The organism is Nocardia seriolae NBRC 15557 (assembly GCF_007990715.1).
Lineage (GTDB): Bacteria > Actinomycetota > Actinomycetes > Mycobacteriales > Mycobacteriaceae > Nocardia > Nocardia seriolae.
This window is the reverse complement of record NZ_BJWY01000078.1, coordinates 1-21,647: the sequence shown is the minus strand read 5'-3', so window position 1 is coordinate 21,647 and position 21,647 is coordinate 1. Positions and strand designations below refer to the sequence as shown.

16 protein-coding genes are annotated in these 21,647 nt (G+C 68.8%); 7 read left to right on the top strand and 9 right to left on the bottom strand.

Annotation, left to right across the window (positions count from 1 at the left end; translation table 11 throughout):
* Positions 1 to 103: 103 nt before the first annotated feature.
* On the top strand, positions 104 to 994 hold the full coding sequence (locus NS2_RS22505; RefSeq protein WP_033085330.1) for a nuclease-related domain-containing protein: 891 nt from the start codon (positions 104 to 106) through the stop codon (positions 992 to 994).
* On the opposite strand, the gene NS2_RS36235 is transcribed toward NS2_RS22505, so the two are convergent.
* From NS2_RS36235 to NS2_RS22485, 4 genes are all read right to left on the bottom strand, one after another.
* Positions 947 to 1,651, bottom strand: a complete 705-nt coding sequence (locus NS2_RS36235; protein WP_052486544.1) for a phosphatase PAP2 family protein — start codon at positions 1,649 to 1,651, stop codon at positions 947 to 949. The two genes, NS2_RS22505 and NS2_RS36235, sit on opposite strands and share 48 nt — an antisense overlap.
* Complete coding sequence (locus NS2_RS22495; protein WP_045436039.1) at positions 1,648 to 2,256, bottom strand: cytochrome b; 609 nt, start codon at positions 2,254 to 2,256, stop codon at positions 1,648 to 1,650. Before NS2_RS22495 ends, NS2_RS36235 begins: the two co-directional genes overlap by 4 nt.
* Positions 2,257 to 2,373: 117 nt before the next feature.
* Positions 2,374 to 4,731 carry an MMPL family transporter gene (locus tag NS2_RS22490; RefSeq protein ID WP_033085331.1) on the bottom strand — a complete coding sequence of 786 codons (2,358 nt, stop codon included), beginning with the start codon at positions 4,729 to 4,731 and terminating at the stop codon, positions 2,374 to 2,376.
* A 295-nt stretch (positions 4,732 to 5,026) separates the two neighbouring features.
* Entirely contained in the window at positions 5,027 to 6,934 is a 1,908-nt protein-coding gene (locus tag NS2_RS22485) for an acyl-CoA dehydrogenase family protein (RefSeq protein WP_045435975.1), read from the bottom strand.
* Between the two features lie 140 nt (positions 6,935 to 7,074).
* Between NS2_RS22485 and NS2_RS22480 the strand changes: the two genes are divergently transcribed.
* The 3 genes from NS2_RS22480 (at position 7,075) to NS2_RS36230 (ending at position 11,363) form a co-directional block, all read left to right on the top strand.
* Entirely contained in the window at positions 7,075 to 8,463 is a 1,389-nt protein-coding gene (locus NS2_RS22480; protein ID WP_045436024.1) for a threonine/serine exporter family protein, read from the top strand.
* A gap of 167 nt (positions 8,464 to 8,630) precedes the next feature.
* Positions 8,631 to 10,853 carry an MMPL family transporter gene (locus NS2_RS22475; RefSeq protein WP_147207276.1) on the top strand — a complete coding sequence of 741 codons (2,223 nt, stop codon included), beginning with the start codon at positions 8,631 to 8,633 and terminating at the stop codon, positions 10,851 to 10,853.
* A 168-nt stretch (positions 10,854 to 11,021) separates the two neighbouring features.
* The gene (locus NS2_RS36230; RefSeq protein ID WP_177327161.1) at positions 11,022 to 11,363 is read left to right on the top strand and encodes a hypothetical protein; all 342 of its coding nucleotides are present in this window, start codon (positions 11,022 to 11,024) and stop codon (positions 11,361 to 11,363) included.
* Positions 11,364 to 11,417: 54 nt separating this feature from the next.
* Here NS2_RS36230 and NS2_RS22465 read toward each other — a convergent pair whose 3' ends face one another.
* Together NS2_RS22465 and NS2_RS22460 are read right to left on the bottom strand one after the other, a co-directional pair.
* Entirely contained in the window at positions 11,418 to 12,146 is a 729-nt protein-coding gene (locus NS2_RS22465) for a TetR/AcrR family transcriptional regulator (protein WP_033085333.1), read from the bottom strand.
* The gene (locus tag NS2_RS22460; RefSeq protein WP_036550567.1) at positions 12,143 to 13,378 is read right to left on the bottom strand and encodes a cytochrome P450; all 1,236 of its coding nucleotides are present in this window, start codon (positions 13,376 to 13,378) and stop codon (positions 12,143 to 12,145) included. Before NS2_RS22460 ends, NS2_RS22465 begins: the two co-directional genes overlap by 4 nt.
* A gap of 312 nt (positions 13,379 to 13,690) precedes the next feature.
* Between NS2_RS22460 and NS2_RS22455 the strand changes: the two genes are divergently transcribed.
* Both NS2_RS22455 and NS2_RS22450 read left to right on the top strand, forming a co-directional pair.
* The gene (locus NS2_RS22455; RefSeq protein WP_033085335.1) at positions 13,691 to 14,263 is read left to right on the top strand and encodes an RICIN domain-containing protein; all 573 of its coding nucleotides are present in this window, start codon (positions 13,691 to 13,693) and stop codon (positions 14,261 to 14,263) included.
* Entirely contained in the window at positions 14,264 to 14,533 is a 270-nt protein-coding gene (locus NS2_RS22450; RefSeq protein WP_081985560.1) for an RICIN domain-containing protein, read from the top strand.
* Between the two features lie 9 nt (positions 14,534 to 14,542).
* Here the strand turns inward: NS2_RS22450 and NS2_RS22445 are convergent, their stop codons facing one another.
* The 3 genes from NS2_RS22445 to NS2_RS22435 all read right to left on the bottom strand — a co-directional run bounded on the left by NS2_RS22445 (position 14,543) and on the right by NS2_RS22435 (position 20,863).
* Positions 14,543 to 18,889, bottom strand: coding sequence for a caspase, EACC1-associated type (locus tag NS2_RS22445; RefSeq protein WP_036577312.1), 4,347 nt, complete (start codon positions 18,887 to 18,889; stop codon positions 14,543 to 14,545).
* On the bottom strand, positions 18,876 to 19,247 hold the full coding sequence (locus tag NS2_RS22440; RefSeq protein ID WP_143161354.1) for an effector-associated constant component EACC1: 372 nt from the start codon (positions 19,245 to 19,247) through the stop codon (positions 18,876 to 18,878). Before NS2_RS22440 ends, NS2_RS22445 begins: the two co-directional genes overlap by 14 nt.
* Positions 19,248 to 19,351: 104 nt before the next feature.
* Positions 19,352 to 20,863 (bottom strand): sugar transferase, encoded by a 1,512-nt coding sequence (locus tag NS2_RS22435; protein ID WP_033085338.1) that lies wholly within the window; start codon positions 20,861 to 20,863, stop codon positions 19,352 to 19,354.
* Between the two features lie 516 nt (positions 20,864 to 21,379).
* Between NS2_RS22435 and NS2_RS22430 the strand changes: the two genes are divergently transcribed.
* The coding region (locus tag NS2_RS22430; RefSeq protein WP_444980892.1) for a class I SAM-dependent methyltransferase at positions 21,380 to 21,647 on the top strand (268 nt) is incomplete at its 3' end.

Genomic DNA, 21,647 nt, shown 5'->3' with positions numbered 1-21,647 from the left:
CCGCTCCGCCGCGTCATCGAGCGCGGCGGCGTGCCCGGCGGTAGTTTGGTGCGTTGTGCCCGTACCATTCCCGGTATCGATTCGACGAGGAAGGTGAGAGCCGATGCTCGTCCGAGTGCAGAACGCCGCCGGCACGCACGCCGAGAAGGTTCTCATCGACTGGCTGCGGACCTGGAAGGGCGCCACCGATCCCAAGGGTGTCGCGACCGTCAATTGCAGTCTGTTCCACAGCAATCAGCTGCATCCGTTCGACGCGGTGGTGTGGACGCCGACCAGCTGCGTGGTGATCGAGGCCGAGGCGCTCTCGGAGAAGCTCGACGGTGAGCTGGAGGTCCCGGTCAACGGCCCGTGGCGGGTCGGGGACCGGATCATCTCCTTCGAGGGCGGCGGCCAGCGCACCCCGCTGGACAAGTCCCGCGATCACACCTTCGCGCTGCAGAACTGGCTGGCCGAGCGCGGGCTGGGGCAGCGCGTCATCCACGGCATCGTGCTGGTGGTCCCGCCGCCGGGCTCGAATCTGCGGGTCCGGCAGCTGTGGAGCGATCCCAGCTTCCAGGTGCTGCTGGGAGACGAGCGGGCGCTGCGCGACCACTTCACCGGGCTGCTCTCGCGCGGGCGGCCGCAGTGGTCGGCCAATGATGTGGCGTGGGCGTTCCGCGGGCTGGGCATCCTGCCGTACCTGCCCGCCCCGCAGGACCTGATCAACGAGGGTTTCCTGGGGCCGGTGGACGTGTCGCTGTGGCACGGCGGCCCGCAGCAGGCCCAGGCCGAGGCGTATGCGGAGGAGCAGGCGCGCCTGGAACGCGAGCACGGGTCGGCGGGGCCGGGCCTGTCGATTCCCGCGCCGTGGTTCAGTCCGTGGAAGCTCTACCCGCGCCGCGACGACCGGATCGAGGTGGGCCGCGGGTTCATGCGGGTGATGCTCACGCTGGGCTTCTTCTTCGCCCTACTGTGGGGCGTCTGGTTCATCCTCGCGACGATCCTGTCGTACTAGCCCGGGGCCCGAAATCGCCACCGCGCGTGGCGTAACCGCGAAATAGCGGAACGGCGGATAGGCCGCGGTCACGAGCGCGACCGCGGCGGCCGTTCCGCCGAGCACGTCGGTCGGATTGTGATATCCGAGCCCCACCATGCCGATCATGACCGCGGGGAGCACCACCGCCATCACGATCACGGTCACCGTGCGCACCCGCGCGGACTCGCTCACCAACGCGAAGGCCGTGACGACGGCCACCAGTTGCACCGTGTGCCCGCTGGGGTAGGCCAGGTAGTGGTCGAGCTTGCGATCCCAGAACGGTTTGAGCGCAAAGCTATTCACCGCCACCACCAGCTCGGGCGCGACCAGTGCGAACCCCGCCGCCCACCACTGCCGCCGGGAGGCGAACCAGGCGGCCGAGGCGACGAGCAGGGGCAGCACCACGTAACTGTTGCTGGGGAACACCAGCACCCGGTAGACCCACGTGTGTGCGTCCAGTACCGCGTGAATGTTGCGCTCCAGCAGCAGATCCGCGCCCGTCGATCCCCCGCCCGCCGGAAACGACAGCGGCACAACCAGAGTCACGATCACTGCGGCCAGCACGACCGCGGGCAGGGCCGCCCGGCGCAGCGGATGGTCCGGCGGGGCGGGGGCGGGCGCGGTGGATCTGGTCACGGCTGCACGATACCGACGTCCCCGTCCGTGCTCCGGGCCCGGCGCGTGCCGAGCATGCGGCGCAGCAGACCGTCGCGCAGCACCAGCACATGCCACAGCACCGCGCACATGTGGGCGGTGAACAGTGCCAGCAGCAGATACGCCGCCCAGGCGTGCAGGGTGCGCAGCTGCGCGTAGAGCTGCGCGCTCTCCGGTGCGATGCCGGGCAGCACGAAGCCGAGATCGGCGCTGCCGATGCGGACCGGAATCCCGGAGGCCGACACCAGCGCCCAGCCGAGCACGGGCTGCACCAGCAGCAGCGCGTACAGGGACAGTTCGGAGGCCATCGCGATCCGGCGCTCGGCGGGCGACAGGACGGGCGCACGCCGCACCAGCCGGTTGGTCAGGCGCAGGATGCCGAGCAGCAGAATCCCGCAACCGACCGTCCGGTGGATGCTCAGCAGCAGGCCGTAGTGCCCGATCGAGCCGACCATGGCGGCCCCGAGGAACAGCATGCCCACCACCAGCACCGCCATCAGCCAGTGCAGGATGCGGGCCGTCAGGTCGAATTGCGCCGGGCGCGCCGCCGTGGGGCCCGTAGTGGACCGCTTTCTTCGCCCATTCATCTGCTCCTCGTATCGCTGGGTGAACAAGGGGCACGATGCCGTGCGGCCGGGTCCGCGACCGAACCGACACGGCGGCAGGCGGCAAGGGCTCACGGTTCGGTAAGAATTCTCACCGGTTCATTCGCGCAGGGCGGCCCTGTCCAGCAGCGGGCGCGAGCGGGCCGGAGCCCACCAGTTGGCGGCGCCCAGGACCCGCATGAAGGCGGGGACCAGGATCATGCGGACCAGGGTGGCGTCCATCAGGACGGCCAGGGCCAGGCCGACGCCGAGCATGCGGTTCATGGTGACGCCGCTGGCCGCGATGCCAGCGAAGACCACGGCCATGAGCAGGGCCGCGGCGGTGACGATGCGGCCGGAGCGGGCGATGCCCAGGGCGACGGCATCGTCGTTGTCGGCGCGGGTCCGGCCCGAGCGCTCCCATTCCTCGGTGAAACGGGCCAGCAGAAAGACCTCGTAGTCCATGGACAGGCCGAAGGCGACGCAGAACAGCAGCACCGGCAGCGTGGCGATGGTGTATCCGGTGCCGAGCGTGCCGAGGCCGCCGAGATGGCCCCACTGGAAGACGAATACCAGCGCCCCGAAGGTGGCCGAGAGCGAGAGTGTATTGAGCACAAGGGCTTTCAGTGGCATCACCACGCTCCCGGTGAGCAGGAGCAGCAGCACGAAGGTGACGACCGCGATCCAGGTCACCGCCCCGGGGAAGCCCTGCGCGATGCCCGCGGCGGCGTCCGCGTTCTGCTGGGCCAGCCCGCCGAGGAGCACCGGTCCCGGCGCGGGCACGGCGCGCAGCCGGTCGAGGAGGCGTTGCGCCGCAGGCGAATACGGGTCCAGGGGTCCGGGGACGCCGACGCTCAGGTGCACGGTGCCCGGCCCGGCGGCGGCCGGATCGCCGGGACCGGTCTGGCGGCCGTCGGTGAATATCGCGGCGGGCGCGATCACCCTGCGCACGCCCGGGACCTCCGACAGCGCCGACGCGTACGCGGTGCTCTCGCCGGCCCGGCCGGTGAGCAGAATGTGCACCGTGCCGACGGGATTGTCCGCGAACCGGTTTCGCAGCACCTCCCCCAGTTCGCGCGAGGGCGCGGCGGCGGGCAGCACGCGGTCGTCGGGCATACCCAGCCGCAGCCCGACGATCGGCGAGCCGAGCAGCACCAGCAGCGCCAGTACCGGTAGTGCGCACAGCGCGGGCCGCCGTTGCACGCCGCGTGCTGCCCGGTACAGCAGGCCCCGCTCGACCGGTCGCGCCTCCCGCAACGGTTTTCGATTGATGCGATCGCCGAGCAGCATGAGCAGCGCGGGCACCAGGGTGAGCGCCAGCACTATCGACAACGCCACCACCGCCAGCCCCGCCAGCGCCAGCGAGCGCAGGAAGACCATGGGGAAGAACGACATTCCGATGAGCGCGATCCCCACGGTGACGCCGGAGAACGCCACCGCCCGGCCACCGCGCCGCATGGCCACGATCAGCACCCCCGTCCGATCCCGGCCCCGGGCGATCTCCTCCCGGTAGCGACCGATGATGAGCAGCGAATAGTCGATGGCCAGCGCCAGCCCGATGGCCGTGACGATATTCAGCGCGAACACCGACAGGTCGACCAGGAAGGTCAGCAGGTACAGCACCGCGCTCGCGCCCGCGATGGCGGCCACGCCCGCCAGGAACGGAATCGACGCCGCCACAAAGCTTCTCAGAAACCACACCAGCAGCAGGAACGTCAGCGACAGCGCGATCGCCTCCGCGACACCCAGATCCCGCTCGGTCTGCCGGGCGGTATCGGCCCACACCAGCGCCTGCCCACCCGCGCGCACCTCGACACCGTCCACCCGCCCACCACCCGAGCCCTGCTCACCCACCCCGCCTTGCCCGCCAGACCCGCCCTGCTCACCAGACCCGCCCTGCTCACCAGACCCGCCCTGCTCACCAGACCCGCTCTGCTCACCAGACCCGCTCTGCTCACCAGACCCGCCTTGCTCACCAGACCCGCCCTGCCGGGAAACGGTGTCCCGCACGGCGGGTCCGCGCGGCGCGGCGGTGAATTCGTCGGCGAGGGCGCGGGCGATGGCGGGTGCGATGTTCTCGTCGCCGCGCACGGTGGCGACGATGAGGGCGGTCTTGCCGTCCACGCTGATCAGGGTGTCGCCCAGCGCGGGCTCGGTCCACGGCGAGACGGCCTGCGCGACACGGGGATCGCCCTCGAGTTGCTGGACGATCTCGCGACCGCGGGTGGTGGGCGCGGTGGCCCGCACGCCGCCCGGGTAGTCGACGGTCAGGACCAATTGCATGCCGGAGACGCCGTAGTCGCGGGCGAGAATGTCGGTGACCCGGGCGGATTCGGAGTCGGGTGAGACGAAGCCGCCGTTGGACAGGCGCGCCGCGGCCTGCGAGCCGACCGCGGCGCACAGCGCGAAGGCGATGCCGACCAGGACCAGCACCAGTTTCGGCGTGCGCAGCGCCGGAAGGATCAGCCTGTCGATCATGGCGTGGCCTCGCCGACGTGCGGCCGGGTGCGCGCCGAGCTCATGACTCTCCCTCGCGACGCTGCGATTCGACCTGCTCGCGCGGGCCGATGTCGATCACATTTCGGGGTCCGACAGCATGGGTACCGGTGTCTGTGTACAACCTCTCAACGAGGCACGGCGGCAATCGGGTTCAGTGCGCGCTCCAGCCGGTTCACTGCGCGCGACAGCACGTTCGGTGTTCAGGGCGACTGGGTTCAGTGTGCGCGACGGCGGGACCCGGGCGGTCGGGTTCGGGCCGGGCGACGGCCGGGGATCAGTCCAGCATGGCGGCGCGCAGCATGCCCTCGGGAACCCCTAGTCCCTCGATCAGGGTCAGCGCCTGCGGGCGGAGCCGGTCCACGAGTTCATTGACGCCGCGGCGCACCGCCTTGGCCCGTTCCACCGACATGAACCGGTGCATGATGTACCAGGCCTGATTCTGCTCGAGACTCCAGTACACGAACAGGTCACCCACGGTGTTGGCCAGCGCCCGCGCCTCCGGATCCGCGATCTCGGCGATGCCATCGATGAAGGCCTCCAGCACCATTCGCTCGATGTGGGCGGCGCCCGCGGCGAGGATGTGGTCCTGCGCGTTGTTGAACGCCTCGAAGGGCCCGGTCTCCTTGGCCCGGGCGCGCAGCCGGTAGGCGGCGGTGCGAACCAGATAGTCCTCGCGGTCGGCCAGCAACTGCAACTGCACCGAGCGGCGCGACAGGTCGCCCTCGTCGACAGTCTCGTCGCCGCGGTCGCGCAGCCGCTGGATCATCTGCCGCACCCCGGACCGCTCGCGCACCACATCGCGGGCGGTGGTGGCGGCGAAGCGCACCCAGCCGAGCGCGTCGAGGTCGCGCACCTCCTCCGCATAGGCTGTCAGCAAGTCCTTCGCTACCAGCTGGGTGAGCACCACGTTGTCGCCTTCGAAGGTGGTGAACACATCGGTGTCGGCCTTGAGGGTGACCAGGCGGTTCTCGGTGAGATACCCGGCCCCGCCGCAGGCTTCGCGGCACTCCTGGATGGCGGTGGTGGCGTGGCGGGTCTGGGCGACCTTGAGACCGGCCGCGCGGTTCTCCAGCGCCCGCTGGGCGAGCGGGTCGGTGTCCTGCCCGGTCTGCACCAGGTGCATGCGGTGCACCAGGTCGTTCTGCGCGAAAGCCAGTGCGTAGGAACGGGCCACGAGCGGCAGCAGGCGGCGCTGCTGGCTGCGGTAGTCCAGCAGCACGGTCTCCGCGCCGGTGTCGGGATCGGCGAACTGGCGGCGTTGCTCGGCGTAGCGCACGGCGATGCTGAGCGCGACCCGCGCCGCGGCGGCGGCCGCACCGCCGACACTGACCCGGCCGCGCACCAGGGTGCCCAGGGTGGTGAAGAACCGGCGGCTCGGGTTGGCGATCTCGGAGCTGTAGGTGCCGTCGGGGGCGACGTCGGCGTAGCGGTTGAGCAGGTTCTCGCGCGGAATTCGCACCTGGTCGAACAGGATTCGGCCGTTGTCGACGCCGGGCAGCCCGCCCTTGTGACCGCAGTCGGAGGTGGTGACGCCCGGCAGGTCATTGCCCGCGTCATCGCGAATGGGCACCAGGAAGCAGTGGACACCCTGGCTCTCGCCGCCGGTCACCAACTGCGCGAAAACCGCTGCCGTGCGGGCGTGTTCGGCCGCGCCGCCGATGTAATCCTTGCGCGCCGAGGGCGTCGGGCTGTGCACCACGAATTCCTCGGTGGCCGGGTCGTAGGTGGCGGTGGTCTCCAGGTTGGCGACATCGCTGCCGTGACCGGTCTCGGTCATGGCGAAGCAGCCGAGCAGGCGCACCGCGATCAGCTCGTCGATGTAGCGACGATGGCGCTCGGTGCCCAGGTTCTCGACCGCGCCCCCGAAAAGTCCCCACTGCACACCGCTTTTCACCCACAGCGACAGATCGTTGTAGGCGAGCATCTCCAGCGCGGTGACCGCCGCGCCGGGATCGCCGGGGGCGCCGTCGGCGTGGCGGAAGCCGCGCTCGACCCAGCCGAAGGAGGCGACCAGGTGCATCTGCTCGAGCACCCGCGCCCGGGCCGCGGTGATGTCGAGAGTGGGGTCGCCGTAGAGCCGGTCGTCGTCGAGGATGGCGCGCGCTTGTTCACGCACCTCGCGCCAGGGGCCGTCGAGTGCCGCGCGTAGCTCTTCCGCAATCGAAACCTCGCTGGTCGCCATGCTCGAAAACACTACTGCCCGGCCCATGCTCATCCCGGTGATCTCCGGCACCCGTGTACGTTTGCCTGGTGACCGACCAGTTGGCTACCGAGGAGCAAGCCGGAGCGCGCCCCGGACTGCGCACCCGCTGGCAGCGGCTGGTGACGGCGAGCGTGAACCGGCTCACCGCCGATCGCCGGGCCACCGTGGACACCGTGGTGGAGGCGCCCGCGCCGGTGCGGCCCATCGACCTCACCGATGACGCGACGGTCACCGAGGTGCTGGATCTGGCCGAGCGCGCCGGGGAGGTGGTGCTCGCCTCGGGCACCGCGGTCATGGACACCACCGCCCAGATCGAATTCATCGCCGCCACCTACGGGCTGTCCAAGTGCGATATCGACGTCACCTACAACTCGATTCGTATCTCCGCCGACCGCGGGCCGAAGCTGCCCCCGGCCAGCACCATGCGCGTGGTGCACTATCGCGCGCTGGATTTCACCCGACTGGCCGCGGTCGACCGGCTGACCCGGCGCATCCGCCGCGAGCTGGTGCCGCCGCAGGAGGCGCTGGCCGCGCTGGACCGGATCACCTCCGCACCGCATCCGTACCCGCGCTGGGTGGCGACCTTCGGCTGGGCGCTGATGGCGGCGGGCGTGGCGCTGCTGCTCAATGGCGGCTGGCTCATCGCCCTGCTGAGCTTCGCCACCACCACCCTCATCGACCGCACCAATCGCCTGCTGAACCGGCGCGGGCTGCCGTTCTTCTTCCAGCACATGGCCGGTGGGGTCATCGCCGCCACGCCGGCGGTGCTCATCTCCACCTACGCCCAGAACCTGCACCTGGATCCGGCGCTCATCATCGCCGCCGGAATCGCGGTGCTGCTGGCCGGTTTACAGCTGGTCGGCGCGGTCGAGGACGCCATCACCGGCGCGCCGATCACGGCCTCGGGGCGCATGCTGGAGGTGATCATGATGACCGGCGGCATCATCGCCGGCATCGCGCTCACGCTGCGGGTGGCGGAGGTGTTCGAGGCGTCGGTGCCGTCGGTGGACGTGAGCTCCACCCGCGATCTGACCACGCTGCCGCTGAAGCTGCTGGCCGGTGCGCTCACGGCGGGGGCCTTCGCGCTGGCCTGCTACGCCGAGCGGCGGGCGCTGGCCGCGGCGGCGTTCAGCGGTGCGGCCGCGACCGTCGTCTATCTCCTGGTGCAGCACTTCGGGTTCGGGCCCATCGTGTCCTCGGGCGGCGCGGCGACGGTGGTGGGCCTGGCCGGTGGCCTGCTCGCCCGCCGGGCCCTGATCCCGCCGCTGGTGGTGGCGGTCGCCGGGATCACTCCCCTGCTGCCGGGTCTGCGGGTCTATCGCGGCCTCTACGCGCTGCTCAACGACGAGCTGCTGATCGGATTCAACCAGTTGTTCAGCGCATTCGCGGTGGGCCTGGCGCTGGCCGCCGGGGTGACCCTGGGCGAGTGGATCGCCCGCGATCTGCGCCGCCCGCGCATCGTCGAGCGCATCGGCCCGTCGCGAAGGGCTCGTCGCGCCTCGAGTTGATCACCGCTGACGGCGTGCCGCCCGCGCACGACTCCGATTCCTATTTCGACACCTCCCATCCGATGGACCCCACCGATGGCTGCCGCTGACCGAGAAATAGCCTAATTCTATTGTTTCGCAACGTTTTTCACGTCCGGTGATCTTGACTGTTACCGTGTCGTATGGGCATGAGGCGGTCGCGGGATCGAGATGTATTCGCGCTATGGGGAAATCTCGTAACTCGCCACCGGTTTCTGATACTCGGACTGGTGGCGGTCGCGCTGCTGGGCTTGGGCGGCTACGCCTGGGGGTTCGAAAGCAGGCTCAGCGCAGGCGGTCTGGACGACCCGAATTCGGAATCCACGCTGGCCGCCGAACTGGTCGCGCAGGCGTTCGGTCCGGACCACTCCGCCGACGTGGCGGTGCTGTACACCGCGCCCGCGGGCGCGACCGTCGACGATCCCGATATCGCGCAGGCGGTGGCGGAGAATCTGAACGGGCTCACACAGCGGTTCCCGAACGAGGTCACCGGCGTGAGCGCGGCGTACTGGCCCGCGGTGACCACCATCAAGGGCAACTCCGGCAAACTCGCGACCGACGATCGCAGGCACGCGCTCGCGCTCATCGCCCTCCAGGATTACGGGGCCGAGGACTACGGTGCGGTGAAGGACGCGTTCGAGGTTCCGGGCGTGCGGGTGCAAGTCGGTGGATTGCAGCCGGTGTCGACCGCGTTGACCGACACCATTGCCGCCGATACCCATCGAATGGAATTGCTCGCCATTCCGGCGGTCGCGATCCTGCTGTTCTTCATTTTCGGCGGTGTGGTCGCCGCGTCACTGCCGTTGCTGATGGGTGTGTTCACGGTATTGGGCGCGAATGGGATCGTACGGTGGATCACGAATTTCACCGACGTGAATTCCTTCGTGGCCCCGGTCGTTTCGATGATCGGCCTGGGCCTGGCCATCGATTACGCGCTGTTCATCGTGAGCCGGTTCCGCGAGGAGGTGGCCGCCGGATACGACACCGGCACCGCGGTACGCCGCACGGTGATGACCGCGGGCCGCACGGTGCTGTTCTCGGCCACCATGATCGTGGCCAGCCTCGGCGGCATGCTGATGTTCCCGCAGGGCTTCCTGAAATCCATTGCCTACGGCGCCATCGCGACCGTCTCACTGGCCGCGCTGACCGCCCTCACGATTCTGCCCGCCATGCTGGCGATCCTCGGGCGGCGGGTGGATGCGCTGGGCATCAAGCGATTCCGGCGCGCCGATGCGGCCCGCGATATCGAGAACGGCTTCTGGGCGCGGTCCACCACCTGGGTGATACGGCATCCGCGCGTCATCACCGCGGCGCTGATTCTCGGGTTGCTGGTGTTGATCGTGCCGATCCGCAATGTCGCCTTCGGTGGTTTCAGCGAGAAGTATCTGCCGCCGGACAATCCGATTCGCGTGGCGCAGCAGCAGATCGACTCCTATTTCCCGTACCGCAAGTCCGACCCGATCGAGCTGGTCATCCTCTCGAACGACAGCACCGAGGTCGGCCCCCTCGTCGAGCAGGCCGGTCATGCTCCGGGGCTGCTGCCCGGTGGTTTCGAAATCCCGTCCCGCTCGCAGACCCACCCCGACACCTACCGCACCGCGGCCTATCTGGTCGATTCGGGCAAGTACGACAAGACAATCGACTATCTACGCGCGCTCCCGGTCCCCGAGGATGTGACCATGCTGGTCGGCGGTGTCCCGTCGGTGCAGCACGATGCCATCGCCGCCCTGCTCAACCGCCTCCCCCTGATGATCCTGCTGGTCCTGGCCTTCACCACGATCCTCATGTTCCTCACCTTCGGCTCGCTGGTCCTGCCCCTCAAGGCCGCGTTCATGAGCGTTCTCGGTCTGGGTTCGACCCTCGGCATCCTCACCTGGATCTTCACCGAGGGACACGGCGCGACCCTGTTGAACTTCACCCCCCAGCCGATTCAGGCCAACATCCTGTTCCTCATCATCGCGATCATCTACGGCCTCTCCACCGACTACGAGGTATTCCTGCTGTCCCGCATGGTCGAAGCCCGCGCCGCCGGCGCGACCACCGAGGAGGCCATCCGCTCCGGCACCGCCCACACCGGCCGCATCATCACCGCCGCCGCCCTCATCCTGCTGGTCGTCACCGGCGCCTTCGCCTTCTCCGACCTGGTCCTCATGCAGTACATCGCCTACGGCATGATCGCCGCCCTCATCATCGACGCCACCGTCCTGCGCATGCTCCTGGTCCCCGCCACCATGAAACTCCTGGGCGACCGGGTCTGGTGGGCACCGTCCTGGATGAAGCGCATCCAACGCCGCATCGGCCTGACCGAACCGGTCCTCGCGGAGGAACCCGAGCACCGGCCGACCCCCGCATTGGTCGCCGCCCGAAGCTGATCGGACTGCCCGGCGCGACCTGCGCAATCGCGGGGAGGTGACCAACGGGCTTCGCCGGGATGGTCTTTGGACTCGTGCGCCGCGCCCGCGGTTGCGAGATCTTGGAGTGGCATCGACAACGCGGTCGCTGCCACCGCAGATCCAATCGTGTCGCGAAAGGAAACCTTCATGGCGAGAAGAAGATGGAGCGAGCTGAGCACGCGTAGCCGTGCCCTGATCCTGATCGCGGCCGTGGTCGACGGCCTGCTCAGGATCGCGGCACTGCTGGATCTGCGACGCCGCCCGGCCGAGCAGATCCGGGGGTCGAAGGGGGCGTGGGCCACGGCCATCGTCCTCGTGAATTCACTCGGAGCGGTCCCGATCGCCTACTTCGCCTGCGGGCGGCGCGCCCCGGGCAGCGATGCCCTGGCAACCACATCGACGCCGGTCCCGCAATCCCAAGGTGCAGCGGTCTCTTCGACACCGCAGGACGCGGGAGACGCGGACCGGGCACCCATTCCGCACAGCTGACGCACGCCCATCCGAACCCGCCCGCGCCGATACCGAGCCCCCAGCGGAACAGCGTCAGTTCGGGACGAGGCCGATGCCGCGGCCGATGTCGGCGAGGGTGGAGTCGAACAGGACGTCGGGGTGGGAGATCTGGATCGGGTAGTTGCCGAAGACCTCGAGGGTGACGTGGCCGTAGAGGCGGGCCCAGAACTGGATCATGACGTAACTGACGCCGAGGTCGAGTTTTTCGGCGGGGAAGGTCTGGCCCGAGTCGGTCAGGACACCCAGGAGTTCGGACTGGAACTTGACGAGGTCGTCGCGGAGTTCGACCGGGATGAGGTCCAGGGGCGGAGTGACGACCTGGTATTCGGTGAGCAGGCGACCTGCGGCGGCGAGGAAGATGCGGCCGACGGGTTCGCCGAATTGCTGCATGGCGCTGGTGATTCCGGCGGCCACCGGGGAGGCGAAGACGAGGGTGAATTCGCGGGAGTGGGTCAGCGCCCAGTGGCGGAAGCCGCGGCAGATGGCGAAGAAGCGGATGCCCGCGTCGTCGGGCAGGCCCTCGATGGCGGCCTCGAGATCCTTGGCGAGGTCCGCGCAGACGTCGGTGCGAACCGCGGCGACCAGGTCGTCGCGGGATTCGTAGTACCGGTAGAGCGCGGGAGCGGTGATGCCCAGCTCCCGCGCGATGGCCCGCAGCGTGATGGCGTCGGGGCCCTGTTCGACCAGCAGCGACCGCGCGACGCGCCGGATGTCCGCGTCACTTACCGCGGGTATCCGGCCGCGTCGGCGCGTTTCACTCATTCGTACTTGACCTGCCAGCTCTTGATGCCGTTCAGCCAGCCGGAGCGCAGGCGGACGGGGTCGGACACCTGGGACAGGTCCGGCATCACGTCCGCGATGGCGTTGAACATGAGGTCGATCTCCAGTCGGGCCAGGTTGGCGCCCACGCAGAAGTGAGTGCCGGTGCCGCCGAAGCCTACATGCGGATTGGGGTTCCGGAGAACATTGAACTCGAACGGGTTCTCGAAGACGGTTTCGTCGAAGTTGGCGGCGGAGTAGAACATTCCGACGCGCTGGCCCTGCTTCAGCTCCTGGCCGCCGAGGACGGTGTCCTGCAGCACGGTGCGCTGGAAGGCGATGACCGGGGTGGCCCAGCGCACGATCTCGTCGGGCGCGGTACGCGGGCGCTGCTCGCGGTAGAGCTCCCACTGCTCGGGGTGGTCGACGAAGGCCTTCATGCCGTGGGTGATGGCATTACGGGTGGTCTCGTTGACCGCGACCGCCAGCAGGATGACGAACCAGGCGAATTCGTCCGAGGCCAGCGCCTCGCCGTCGACGTCGGCATTGAGCAGGGTGTTGATGATCTGCTCGTGGCCGTCCAGGTCGACCGGGCACTTGCGCTTCTCCTCGGCCAGGTTCCACGAGTAGCCCATGACCTCGGCCGTGGCGACCTTGTGGTCACCCTCGAAGTCCGGGTCGTCGTAGGAGATCATCTGGTTGGTCCAGTCGAAGATCTTGCCGCGATCTTCCTGCGGAATACCGATGAGCTCGGCGATGGCCTGCAGCGGCAGCTCGCACGCGACCTCCTTGACGAAGTCGCCGGAGCCGTTCTTCTTGGCCTCGTGCACGATTCGCTCGGCGCGGTCGCGCAGCGCGTTGCGCAGGCTCTCCACGGCGCGCGGGGTGAAACCCTTGGACACGATGCGGCGCAGCTTGGTGTGCCGCGGCGGGTCCTGGTTCAGCAGCAGGAAGCGCTGGACCTCGATCTCCTCGCGGAGAATGTCGTCGTAGAAGCGGATGACCGCGGTGTTCTCCTCGGAGGAGTACACCTCCGGAGTCTTCGAGATCTCCTTGATGTCATCCATCTGGGTGACGGCCCAGTAGCCGTCATCCTTGAACCCGCTGCCCGCCTGCGGGATCCAGGCGACGGGGCTGGTGCGACGGAGCTCGGCGAACTCTTCGACGGGCAGGCGGGTGGCGAGCAGATCGGGATCGGTGAAATCGATCCGATTGGGGATGGACGGCGCGGACACGGTACCTCCTTTGGAACACGTTCGCCGTCGAGTGAACCACACCACACCGGGGTTTGTGAACACCTATTACTAAATAGCGTTCATTTGATGTGTCACACCGGACGCGGCGGGGCCCGCACGGCCGCCTCGCCGACGACCGGCGGACCGGGTCCCGCGCCCCCGGCCCCCAACCGCACCCGGCGATCGACCGCCCGGGAAACCTCGAATTCGATTCGCACACTGCATATTGCGCGAATAATCGGAAATGGTTCAACACCTCAGCAATGGAGCTATTAAACGAACCGTTCGGATCTATAGAAAGAACGCAGTGTCATGGTGAACTACGTCATCGACAATATTGCGTCGAGCAAAGTTCTGGACGTCCCCAATCACAGTACGAACAGCGGCGTCCAAATCGACCAGTGGACCGACAATGGCGGCCTGAACCAGCAGTGGGATCTCGTCGACGCCGGGAACGGGCTGGTCAAGATCGTCAATGTGGAGAACAAGAAGGTCTTGAAAGTCCGTGCGGCACAGACGGTCAACGGCACGGCCGTGGAACAGTCCACCGACGCCCCCGGCGACCCGTCCCAGCTCTGGAAGATCACCAACTTCCGCCACGGCCAGGTCCAGATATTCTCCGCATTGGGCAGCAACAACGTGCTCGATATTCCGGGCGGCAATGCCAGCGATGGCGTCGGGGCCCAGATCTGGGACAACGTCAGTGTCGCGAGCGAGTCGTGGGCGCTGATCATGACCGACGTCAAGATCCTCAATTCCATCACCGGCGAGGTCATGGATCTGCCCGGCTTCAACACCACCGACGGCACCGTGATCGGCCAGTGGGACGACAATGGCGGCGCCAACCAGCGCTGGCGCTTCTACCCGATCGATGTGGGGCAGTAGCTGATCCAGAGCAAGGCCAGCGGAAAGTGCCTGGACATCGGCGGTTCCGCGCCGGGCGCGGACGGTCCGGCGATCGTGCAACAGCCCATGCAGCCCGCCGCGATGAGTCAGCGCTGGACGCTGCAGGGCCGCGCGGACGGCTCCGCCATGCTCATCAATCTGGCGGCCAATATGCCGCTGCACCCGGGCGACAGCAGCGGTAACGACGGTGCGCCGATCTGCCTGACCGGTCAGGCCGGCGATCCGACGATCTGGTGGAAGCTCGTGTAGCCGAACCGGTTACGCGCCCTCGAGCCGGATCGCCTCGGCCGCGATATCGGTCAGCAGGTCCGGATCGAAGCGGGCGAGCACCTCCAGTCCTGAGTACCACGGACCACAGGTCCACGCCTCGGCCAGGCGGCGATGGATCTCGCGGCGCGCGGCGGCCCGCTCCGCGACCGGCAGGCCGTCGCACTCCCGCAGGCGGGCGTCCGCGATCCGGGTGAGCAGCCGCGCCCGCGTCTCGGCCTCGGCGCTCCGGGCCAGCTCGAGGGCGGGCTCGGCCGCGCCGATCGCCAGGGCCGCATCGACGAGCGCGGCGGCGGCGAGGTCGCGCAGATCCACCCGCGGGATCCCCTCCAGCAGCAGGGTCGCCTCGGCCAAACTCGCCCGCGCGGCATCGGCTCCGGGGTGCCGCGCGAGCGCCGGAACGACCGCGGCGATCGCGTGAATCCGCTGACCGGTCAAGGGAATCCGGCCGGTGAAGTCCAGCGCGCGGCGTTCCTCTCCGACCCGCACCAGCGCCGCCACGACCTCCCGATAGGCGATCGACCGTTCGAGCTCGTCCGAGACGGCCCCGGCGATCATGGCCGCCTCGCCGATCGGCCCGAGCCTGGCCCGCGCGGTAGCGAGCACCGAGCACACGTGCTGCGGGTCGAGTTCGAGCGGTGAGAGCCCGTCCACCAGCCTGCCGATGCGCTCGGCATCGCCCAGCGCCGCCGAAAGCAGCACCAGCTCCACGCGTTCGGGCAGCGTGCCGACGTAATCGGTGGCCACCACGGTCTTCTCGATGTCGTCGAGCAGCGGTGCCACGATCGGGGCCGCGAGATCGATGCCCGCGTGCTCGACGGTGAACCGCATGACCGTCAGGCGGCGCACGAGACCGGCGACCGCGTCGAAGATGGCGTGCGCGCGATCGGCGTGCCCCAGTTCGGCGAATACGGCCGCCAGCGAACCCAGTTCGCGATCGAGCAGGCTCGGCGGGTGCGACCAGCCCGAATACAGGCCCGCCAGCCGACGGGCCAGGGCGGCGGCGGTATCGATCGCGCCCGTGCCGACCAGGCTTCGGGTCAGGTCGGCCAGCGGGGTCGATTCCGCCCAGGGCAACGCTTCCGCCGGAGGTGCCTGACCGTCGCGGTCGCGGCCCGGCCGGGCGGCGGCGAATACCGTGCGGGTGAGTTCTCCGGAGGCCTTGTCGTCGCCGATGCCGACCCGGTCGATCATGGTGTTCAGTGCGCGCACCGCACGCTCGAGGAGAGCTCCCGCGGGTGCGGCGGTTTCGGTGACTTCCGGAGCTTCCAGGGCGCGGCTGCCCAGGTAGGTGAAAGCCAGGAACCGGCAACCGATGTCGTCGATGCGCTCGGCGAGCGCGCACGCCTGCGGCAGGTTCGAGGCGGTGAGGGCGCGCACCACCGCATAGAAGGCGAATCCGCGCTCGTACGGGTCGGTCGTCTGGTAGGAGGTGCGCTCGATTTCCGCCGCGAGCCGCGTGCCCTCCGCGATCCGATTCGCGGCCACCAGGGCCGGCAGCACACTGGTCAGGATGTCGAGTCCGTCCGTCCCCGTGGCGAATCGGCGGCTAAGGGCGATCGCACGATCCGCCTCCCCCAGTTCGACCAGGCATTCCACCAGGTGTCCGACTATCTCCAAGCGCGCCGATCGCACACAGCCCGCGAGCCCCGCTTCGACGTCGTCGACCTCCGCGCGTACGTCGTCGCGGAATCCCCCGGCCACCAGGTCCGGTGCGATGCGCGCCAGGAGTCGGGAGCGGGCGACCGCGCCGGTGGTCCGCCGGGCCATGGCCAGGGCCGAGCCCGCGCACATCGCGGCGGGCTCCGGCTCGCCCTGCGACGCCATGGCCCGCGCGATCCGACACAGCGCGGCGGCCTGGGTGTCGGCGGTCTCGAGCATGCGGCCCAGCGCGAACGCCTCCTCGAAATCACCGATGGCGGCGAAGGCCGCCACGGCACACACGACGATCTCGTCGCGGTGCGCGGGCCCCTTGCCCAGCAGCGCGTGCCGGTTGATCTCGGTGATCGCGTCGTCGACCGCCCGGTCCCGGCCCGCCGCCCGCCAGCCCGGAACCAATTGCGCGAGTACGCGAACCCGCTCCAGGGGCGTGGTGATCTCGCCCGCGAGCTCCGCGGCCGTCTCGGTGTCCCCGACCGCGATGAGCGCGACGGCCAGGCGGCGGCGGTCGTTGTCGGTCAGCGCGCGATCGGTCGATTCCCGCAGCGACTCGATGACCGAGCGATTGCGTCGCGGGTCGGCCGCGCCGAATTGCACCGCGAGCAAGGCGATCCGGGCCCGCAGCCGTCGGCCGGGCCGCACGATGCCATCGGCGAGGCTCTGTGCCCGGGGCAGATCGCCCACGCTCGCGAGCGCGGCGGGCAGGCGCACCGGAATGTTGGTGCCGCGCTGGGTCAGCCGCCGTCGCCGCATGCTGAGCTTGCACACCGCCAGCAGGTCCGGCTCGTCCTCGCCGAGCCAGAGCCCCGACACCGTGACGATCTCGGTGCGCGCGATCCCGTCGCCGCCGGTGAGGTCGAGCAGCCGATCGTGGCGGGCGGTGTCGAGCGCCAGCTCGGTCATGCGCGCCACATCGCCGCGCCGGCGCAGCATCGAGAAGTAGCGGGTCAGCAGGTAGGTGGGCGTCCAACTCGGCCAGTCCTGCTCGCGATAGTGGGCGGCCCAGGCGTGGATGAGGTTTCGATACTCCCCCAGCAGCGCCCGGCCCAGCGCGTTCTCCGCCTCCTCCTGCAGGGTCTCGTGCGCGAGCAGGTTGATCTGGTCGACGGCGAATCTGCTGGAGTAGGACCGGAAGGTGCGTCCGGTGACACCGGAGAGAATGCGCTGGATCCGGAACGGCGGCAGGCCGGTCAGATCCTCGAGTTCGGTCCCGGTGAGGCCGTGGGCCGCGGTGATCAGTCCGAGGATCTCCTGATCGACGTCCGACCGGTCGAGGATGCCGCCCAGTTCCAGGCGCGCGGCCTGGATGATGTCGAAGGCCGCCGCGGAGCGGTCGACCTCGCGGCGTCGGCAATGATGCAGCGGATGGTTGCCGGGAACATCCAGTGGCAGTGCGGGATTCGGGCGGCCGGAGACGATCACCCGCAGCCCCGGGCCGGGATTCTTGGGCAGCAGTGAGGCGATGCTGGGTTTGCCGCGGTCCTCGTCGAGCCCGTCGACCAGCAGGACGATCCGGCCGCCGCTCTCGGCTGCGCGCTGTGCGGCCAGGTCGAGCAGGTGCCGGCGCAGGGCGTCGCGGTTGCCGGTGGCCATCGCCACGGCGGCGGCCTGATCGGGCAGCAGCGCCGAGAGTTGTTCCAGCACGGCGTCGGTGAAGGCGTGGTGGTCGTCCTGCGCGGCCAGGCGCGAGGTGATGAAGAACGACACCACCCGCACGCTCGGCGGCGGATGCAGGGCGAACCAGGACATGAGCGCGGTCTTGCCCGCCCACGGGCCCGCCTGCCACCACACGTACGGTGTTTCGCCGGTACAGAATTCGGCGAGTTCGGCCAGTTCCGCGGCCCGGTCGAGCAGGCCGTCCGCGGGGCTGAGGTCACGGATCTGGGTGGTGTAGGCGGTGACGACCGCCGACGGCAGCCCGGCGGGCGCGATCCGATCCCGCCGCCCGGGATTCTCGGCCAGCGCCACCCGCCCGGCCGTACCCCGTTCCAGTGCTTTGGGTTTGGGCCGGTCCGCGGCGGGCAGCCGCTCGCGCAGTTCGCGATACAGCATCGACATCGTCAGGTATCGATCGTCGGTCGGGACGCCGGAGCGCAGGATGTCGAGCAGCATGCCGGTGAACGCGGTGCGCCCGCCCGCGCCGGTGGCGACGGCGAACTTCGACTTCTCGTCGGTGGCCGTCAGCACGAACGCGCCGTCGATATCGGTGGCCTCCCCCAGCGCCTCCCGCCCCGGGGCGAGAACGCCGCGCCCGAAAGCCTTCCCGCTGTGGCAGCAGTCGAGGATCACCACGACCGCCCCGCGCGCATCGCGTTTGATGCGCGAGCGGATGACCGAGTAGGCCAGGGCCGTCACATCCGCCTCGTCGACCCGAGATCCGCTGTGCGTCAGGTGGAGTTCGTTGTCGACGACGGTGCCGTGGCCGACGTAGTAGACCAGCAACAGTCCCCGGGCCGCGCGCGCCGCGGCGGTGATCGTGGCGGCCACGCTCGCCCCGTCCGCCGGATCGAGCACCACGTCGATGTGCCGCTCGGGGATTCCCGTTGCGGTCCGCAGGAATTCGGCGAAGTCGTGCAGGCTGCGCGCGATCTCCGGGAACGATTCGAAGCCCGAGCCGGGCCCGTAGTTCGAGGTTCCGATGAGTACCGCGCGGGAGGCTTCCGGGTCAGGAAGCGTCATCCGCGACCCCGCGCACCCGATCGATGATCTCCAGCACCTGCACCTGTTCCACCGCCTGTGCCCCGGTGGCGTCGATCTCGGCGTGCGCGCCGTCGGGCCCGGTGAACGTCATCCGCAGTTTCGGCCGCCGCATGCGCAGCCACGCGACAATGCAGGTGGACAGGGCCGTGCAGAGCGCGGCCGAATCCACGACCACCCGAATCGCCTCCTCGGCGCCGAGCGTGCCGCCGCGCACCTGCCCGCGGTCGAGCGACTTGCGCGCGGAACGCAATTCGTCGTCCTCGACCATGGCCTCGAACAGCGAATGCAACTCCTCGACGTCGTCGCCCGACGCCTCGACCGCGAGCACCAGTTCCACGATCATCCTTCCCCCGTACCGTCCGTTCGCAGAGAGTCTGCCACGAGCCGGGAAGCGGCGAGAGACCAACCGATACCGCGGAATTCGAGAGTGCGGCCTCCGCTTCAGTACCCGGTGTCGCCCCTGGTCAGTGCGCCGATGGTTTTGGCGATCAGGAGGAGATCCAGCACCATGGACCAGTTCTCGACGTAGGAGAGGTCCAGGCGCATGGCGTCTTCGGGGGTCAGGTCGGTGCGGCGGCGCGCATGCCAGACGCCGACGACGCCGGGTTTGACCAGCAGGCGGCGGCGCGTGACGCCGTCGTAGCAGTCCACCTCGCGCTGCACCTGGGGGCGCGGGCCGACGATGCTCATCTCGCCGCGCAGGACGTTGACGAACTGCGGTAGTTCGTCGAGGGAGTACTTGCGCAGGATTCGGCCCACCGGGGTGACGCGTGGGTCGTCGCGGTTCCGGAAGAAGGCGGGGTCGCCGCCGTTGCTCTCGATCAGGGCGTTGAGGTGGGACTCGGCATCGGCATACATGCTGCGGAACTTGATCATTCGGAACGGTTGGCCGTCGCGGCCGATGCGTTCGGACAGGTAGAAGATCGGGCCGCGGCTGCTCAGTTTCACCGCGGCGGCGATGACGGCCAGGGTCGGGGCGATGGCCAGCAGTGCGGCGGCGGCGAAGCAGAAGTCGAAGACGCCCTTGCGAATCGACTTCGCGCGGTCGTATTGCGGCTTCTCGACGAGCAGCATCGGCATGTCGGCGACCACCCGGTGGGTGAGCCGGGTGCCGGCGATGTCGACCAGTCCCGGTGTCACGATCAGCTCGGCGCCGAGTTCGTCGAGCTCCCATGCCATGCGGCGGAAGGCGGCGGGGCCGAGGTTGTCGGTGGCGGTCACCGCGACGGTGTCGGCGCCGGTGCGCCGGACCGCGTCGATGACTTCGTGATCGTTTGCGACAACCGGGATTTCGCGGCCGCCGGCCTCCAGGGCGCGCTCCGCGAGGACGTCGTCGTCGTGGGTGCACACCCCGATCACCTGGTATCCGGCGGCGCGGTCACGGGAGAACGCGGCCACCATGGCGCGCGCCGCCTCCGGACTGCCGACCACCAGCATGGCGGTGCGGTAATCGCCGCGCGCCCGCCGCCCGGTCACCCATCTCCGCCACAGCCGCCGCTCGGCCATGAGCCCGGCCATGCCCAGTGGCAGGGCGATGGCCAGGTAGCCGCGCGCGAAATCCACCTTGAGCAACAGCGACACGATGGCTATCCCGCCGAACAACTTCAGCGACGCGGCCACCAGCCGCCGGTATTCCTCTGCGCCACCGCCGATTACGCGCGGTGACCGGGTGCCGCCGAGCGTGAGCGTGGCCGACCAGACCAGTACCAGCACCACCGATACCACGGTGTAGCGGACTTCCATCGGCAGCCGCGAGGCCAGCGGCGCCTGCGCCCCGGATCCGCCGAAACGGATCCACTGGGCGAAACCGACGGATAGGATCAAAACGAATAGATCGCTGATGAATAGCCGATGTGCGTAATCGGCTTGCCAGCGTTCACGATCCGAGCGCGGCTCAGGGCGCGTCGGCCTGGCCGCGCGCACAGCGCGACCGGCCGAAATGTTGTAGCTCATGATAACGAACGCACCTCCCCCACGGGAGAACCCCGATCCCTGCTGATCAGTTCCACGCCGAGCTGACGCCGGTTTCCCAAGGGCTTTCAGGACCATGACAACCTAAGGTGGCCACCGGTTCTTCGGAGGCCAGATGCCGAATGTTACACACCTCCGGCGGCACGCATGTTCAATCGCGGTCGGCCGCAACGTTTCCGGAAAAGTAACGGCTTTCGAACGCGACCTACGACCCGGACCCTCCCCCAATTTCCCCTATTCGCAAAATCGCAGGTTGCACTACGCAAGACACACCGGGTGAGCTGGTCGAAATCCTTGGTTTGCAAGGCTCGAGAGTTTGCCGACCGGACGCCCGGTTCTGCGAGTCGCAGAAATACAGTTGATTTGGCACTATCCGTCACCAGATCGACCCGGTGGCACCGATCAATCCTGTTGTAACGTAAGGCCGGACCGGGCCGACCTCAGGTCATCGGCTGCTGCACGGGCAGCCCGGGCTCGGTGAAAGGTGGGGAAATTTTCGTGCAATGTCGTCTCTGCGACTCCAAGAGTTTGATCAGCGTACTCGATCTGGGTGCCACGCCTCCGTGCGAGAAGTTTCTCTCGGCCGCGGAGCTGGACCTTCCGGAACCGACATATCCACTGCATCTGCGGCTGTGCGAGAACTGCCTGCTGCTGCAGATTCCGGCACTCATCACGCCGGAGGAAACCTTCACGGAATATGCCTATTTTTCGTCCTTTTCGGACAGCTGGGTTCGGCACGCAAAACTCTTCGTGGACCAAGCACTCG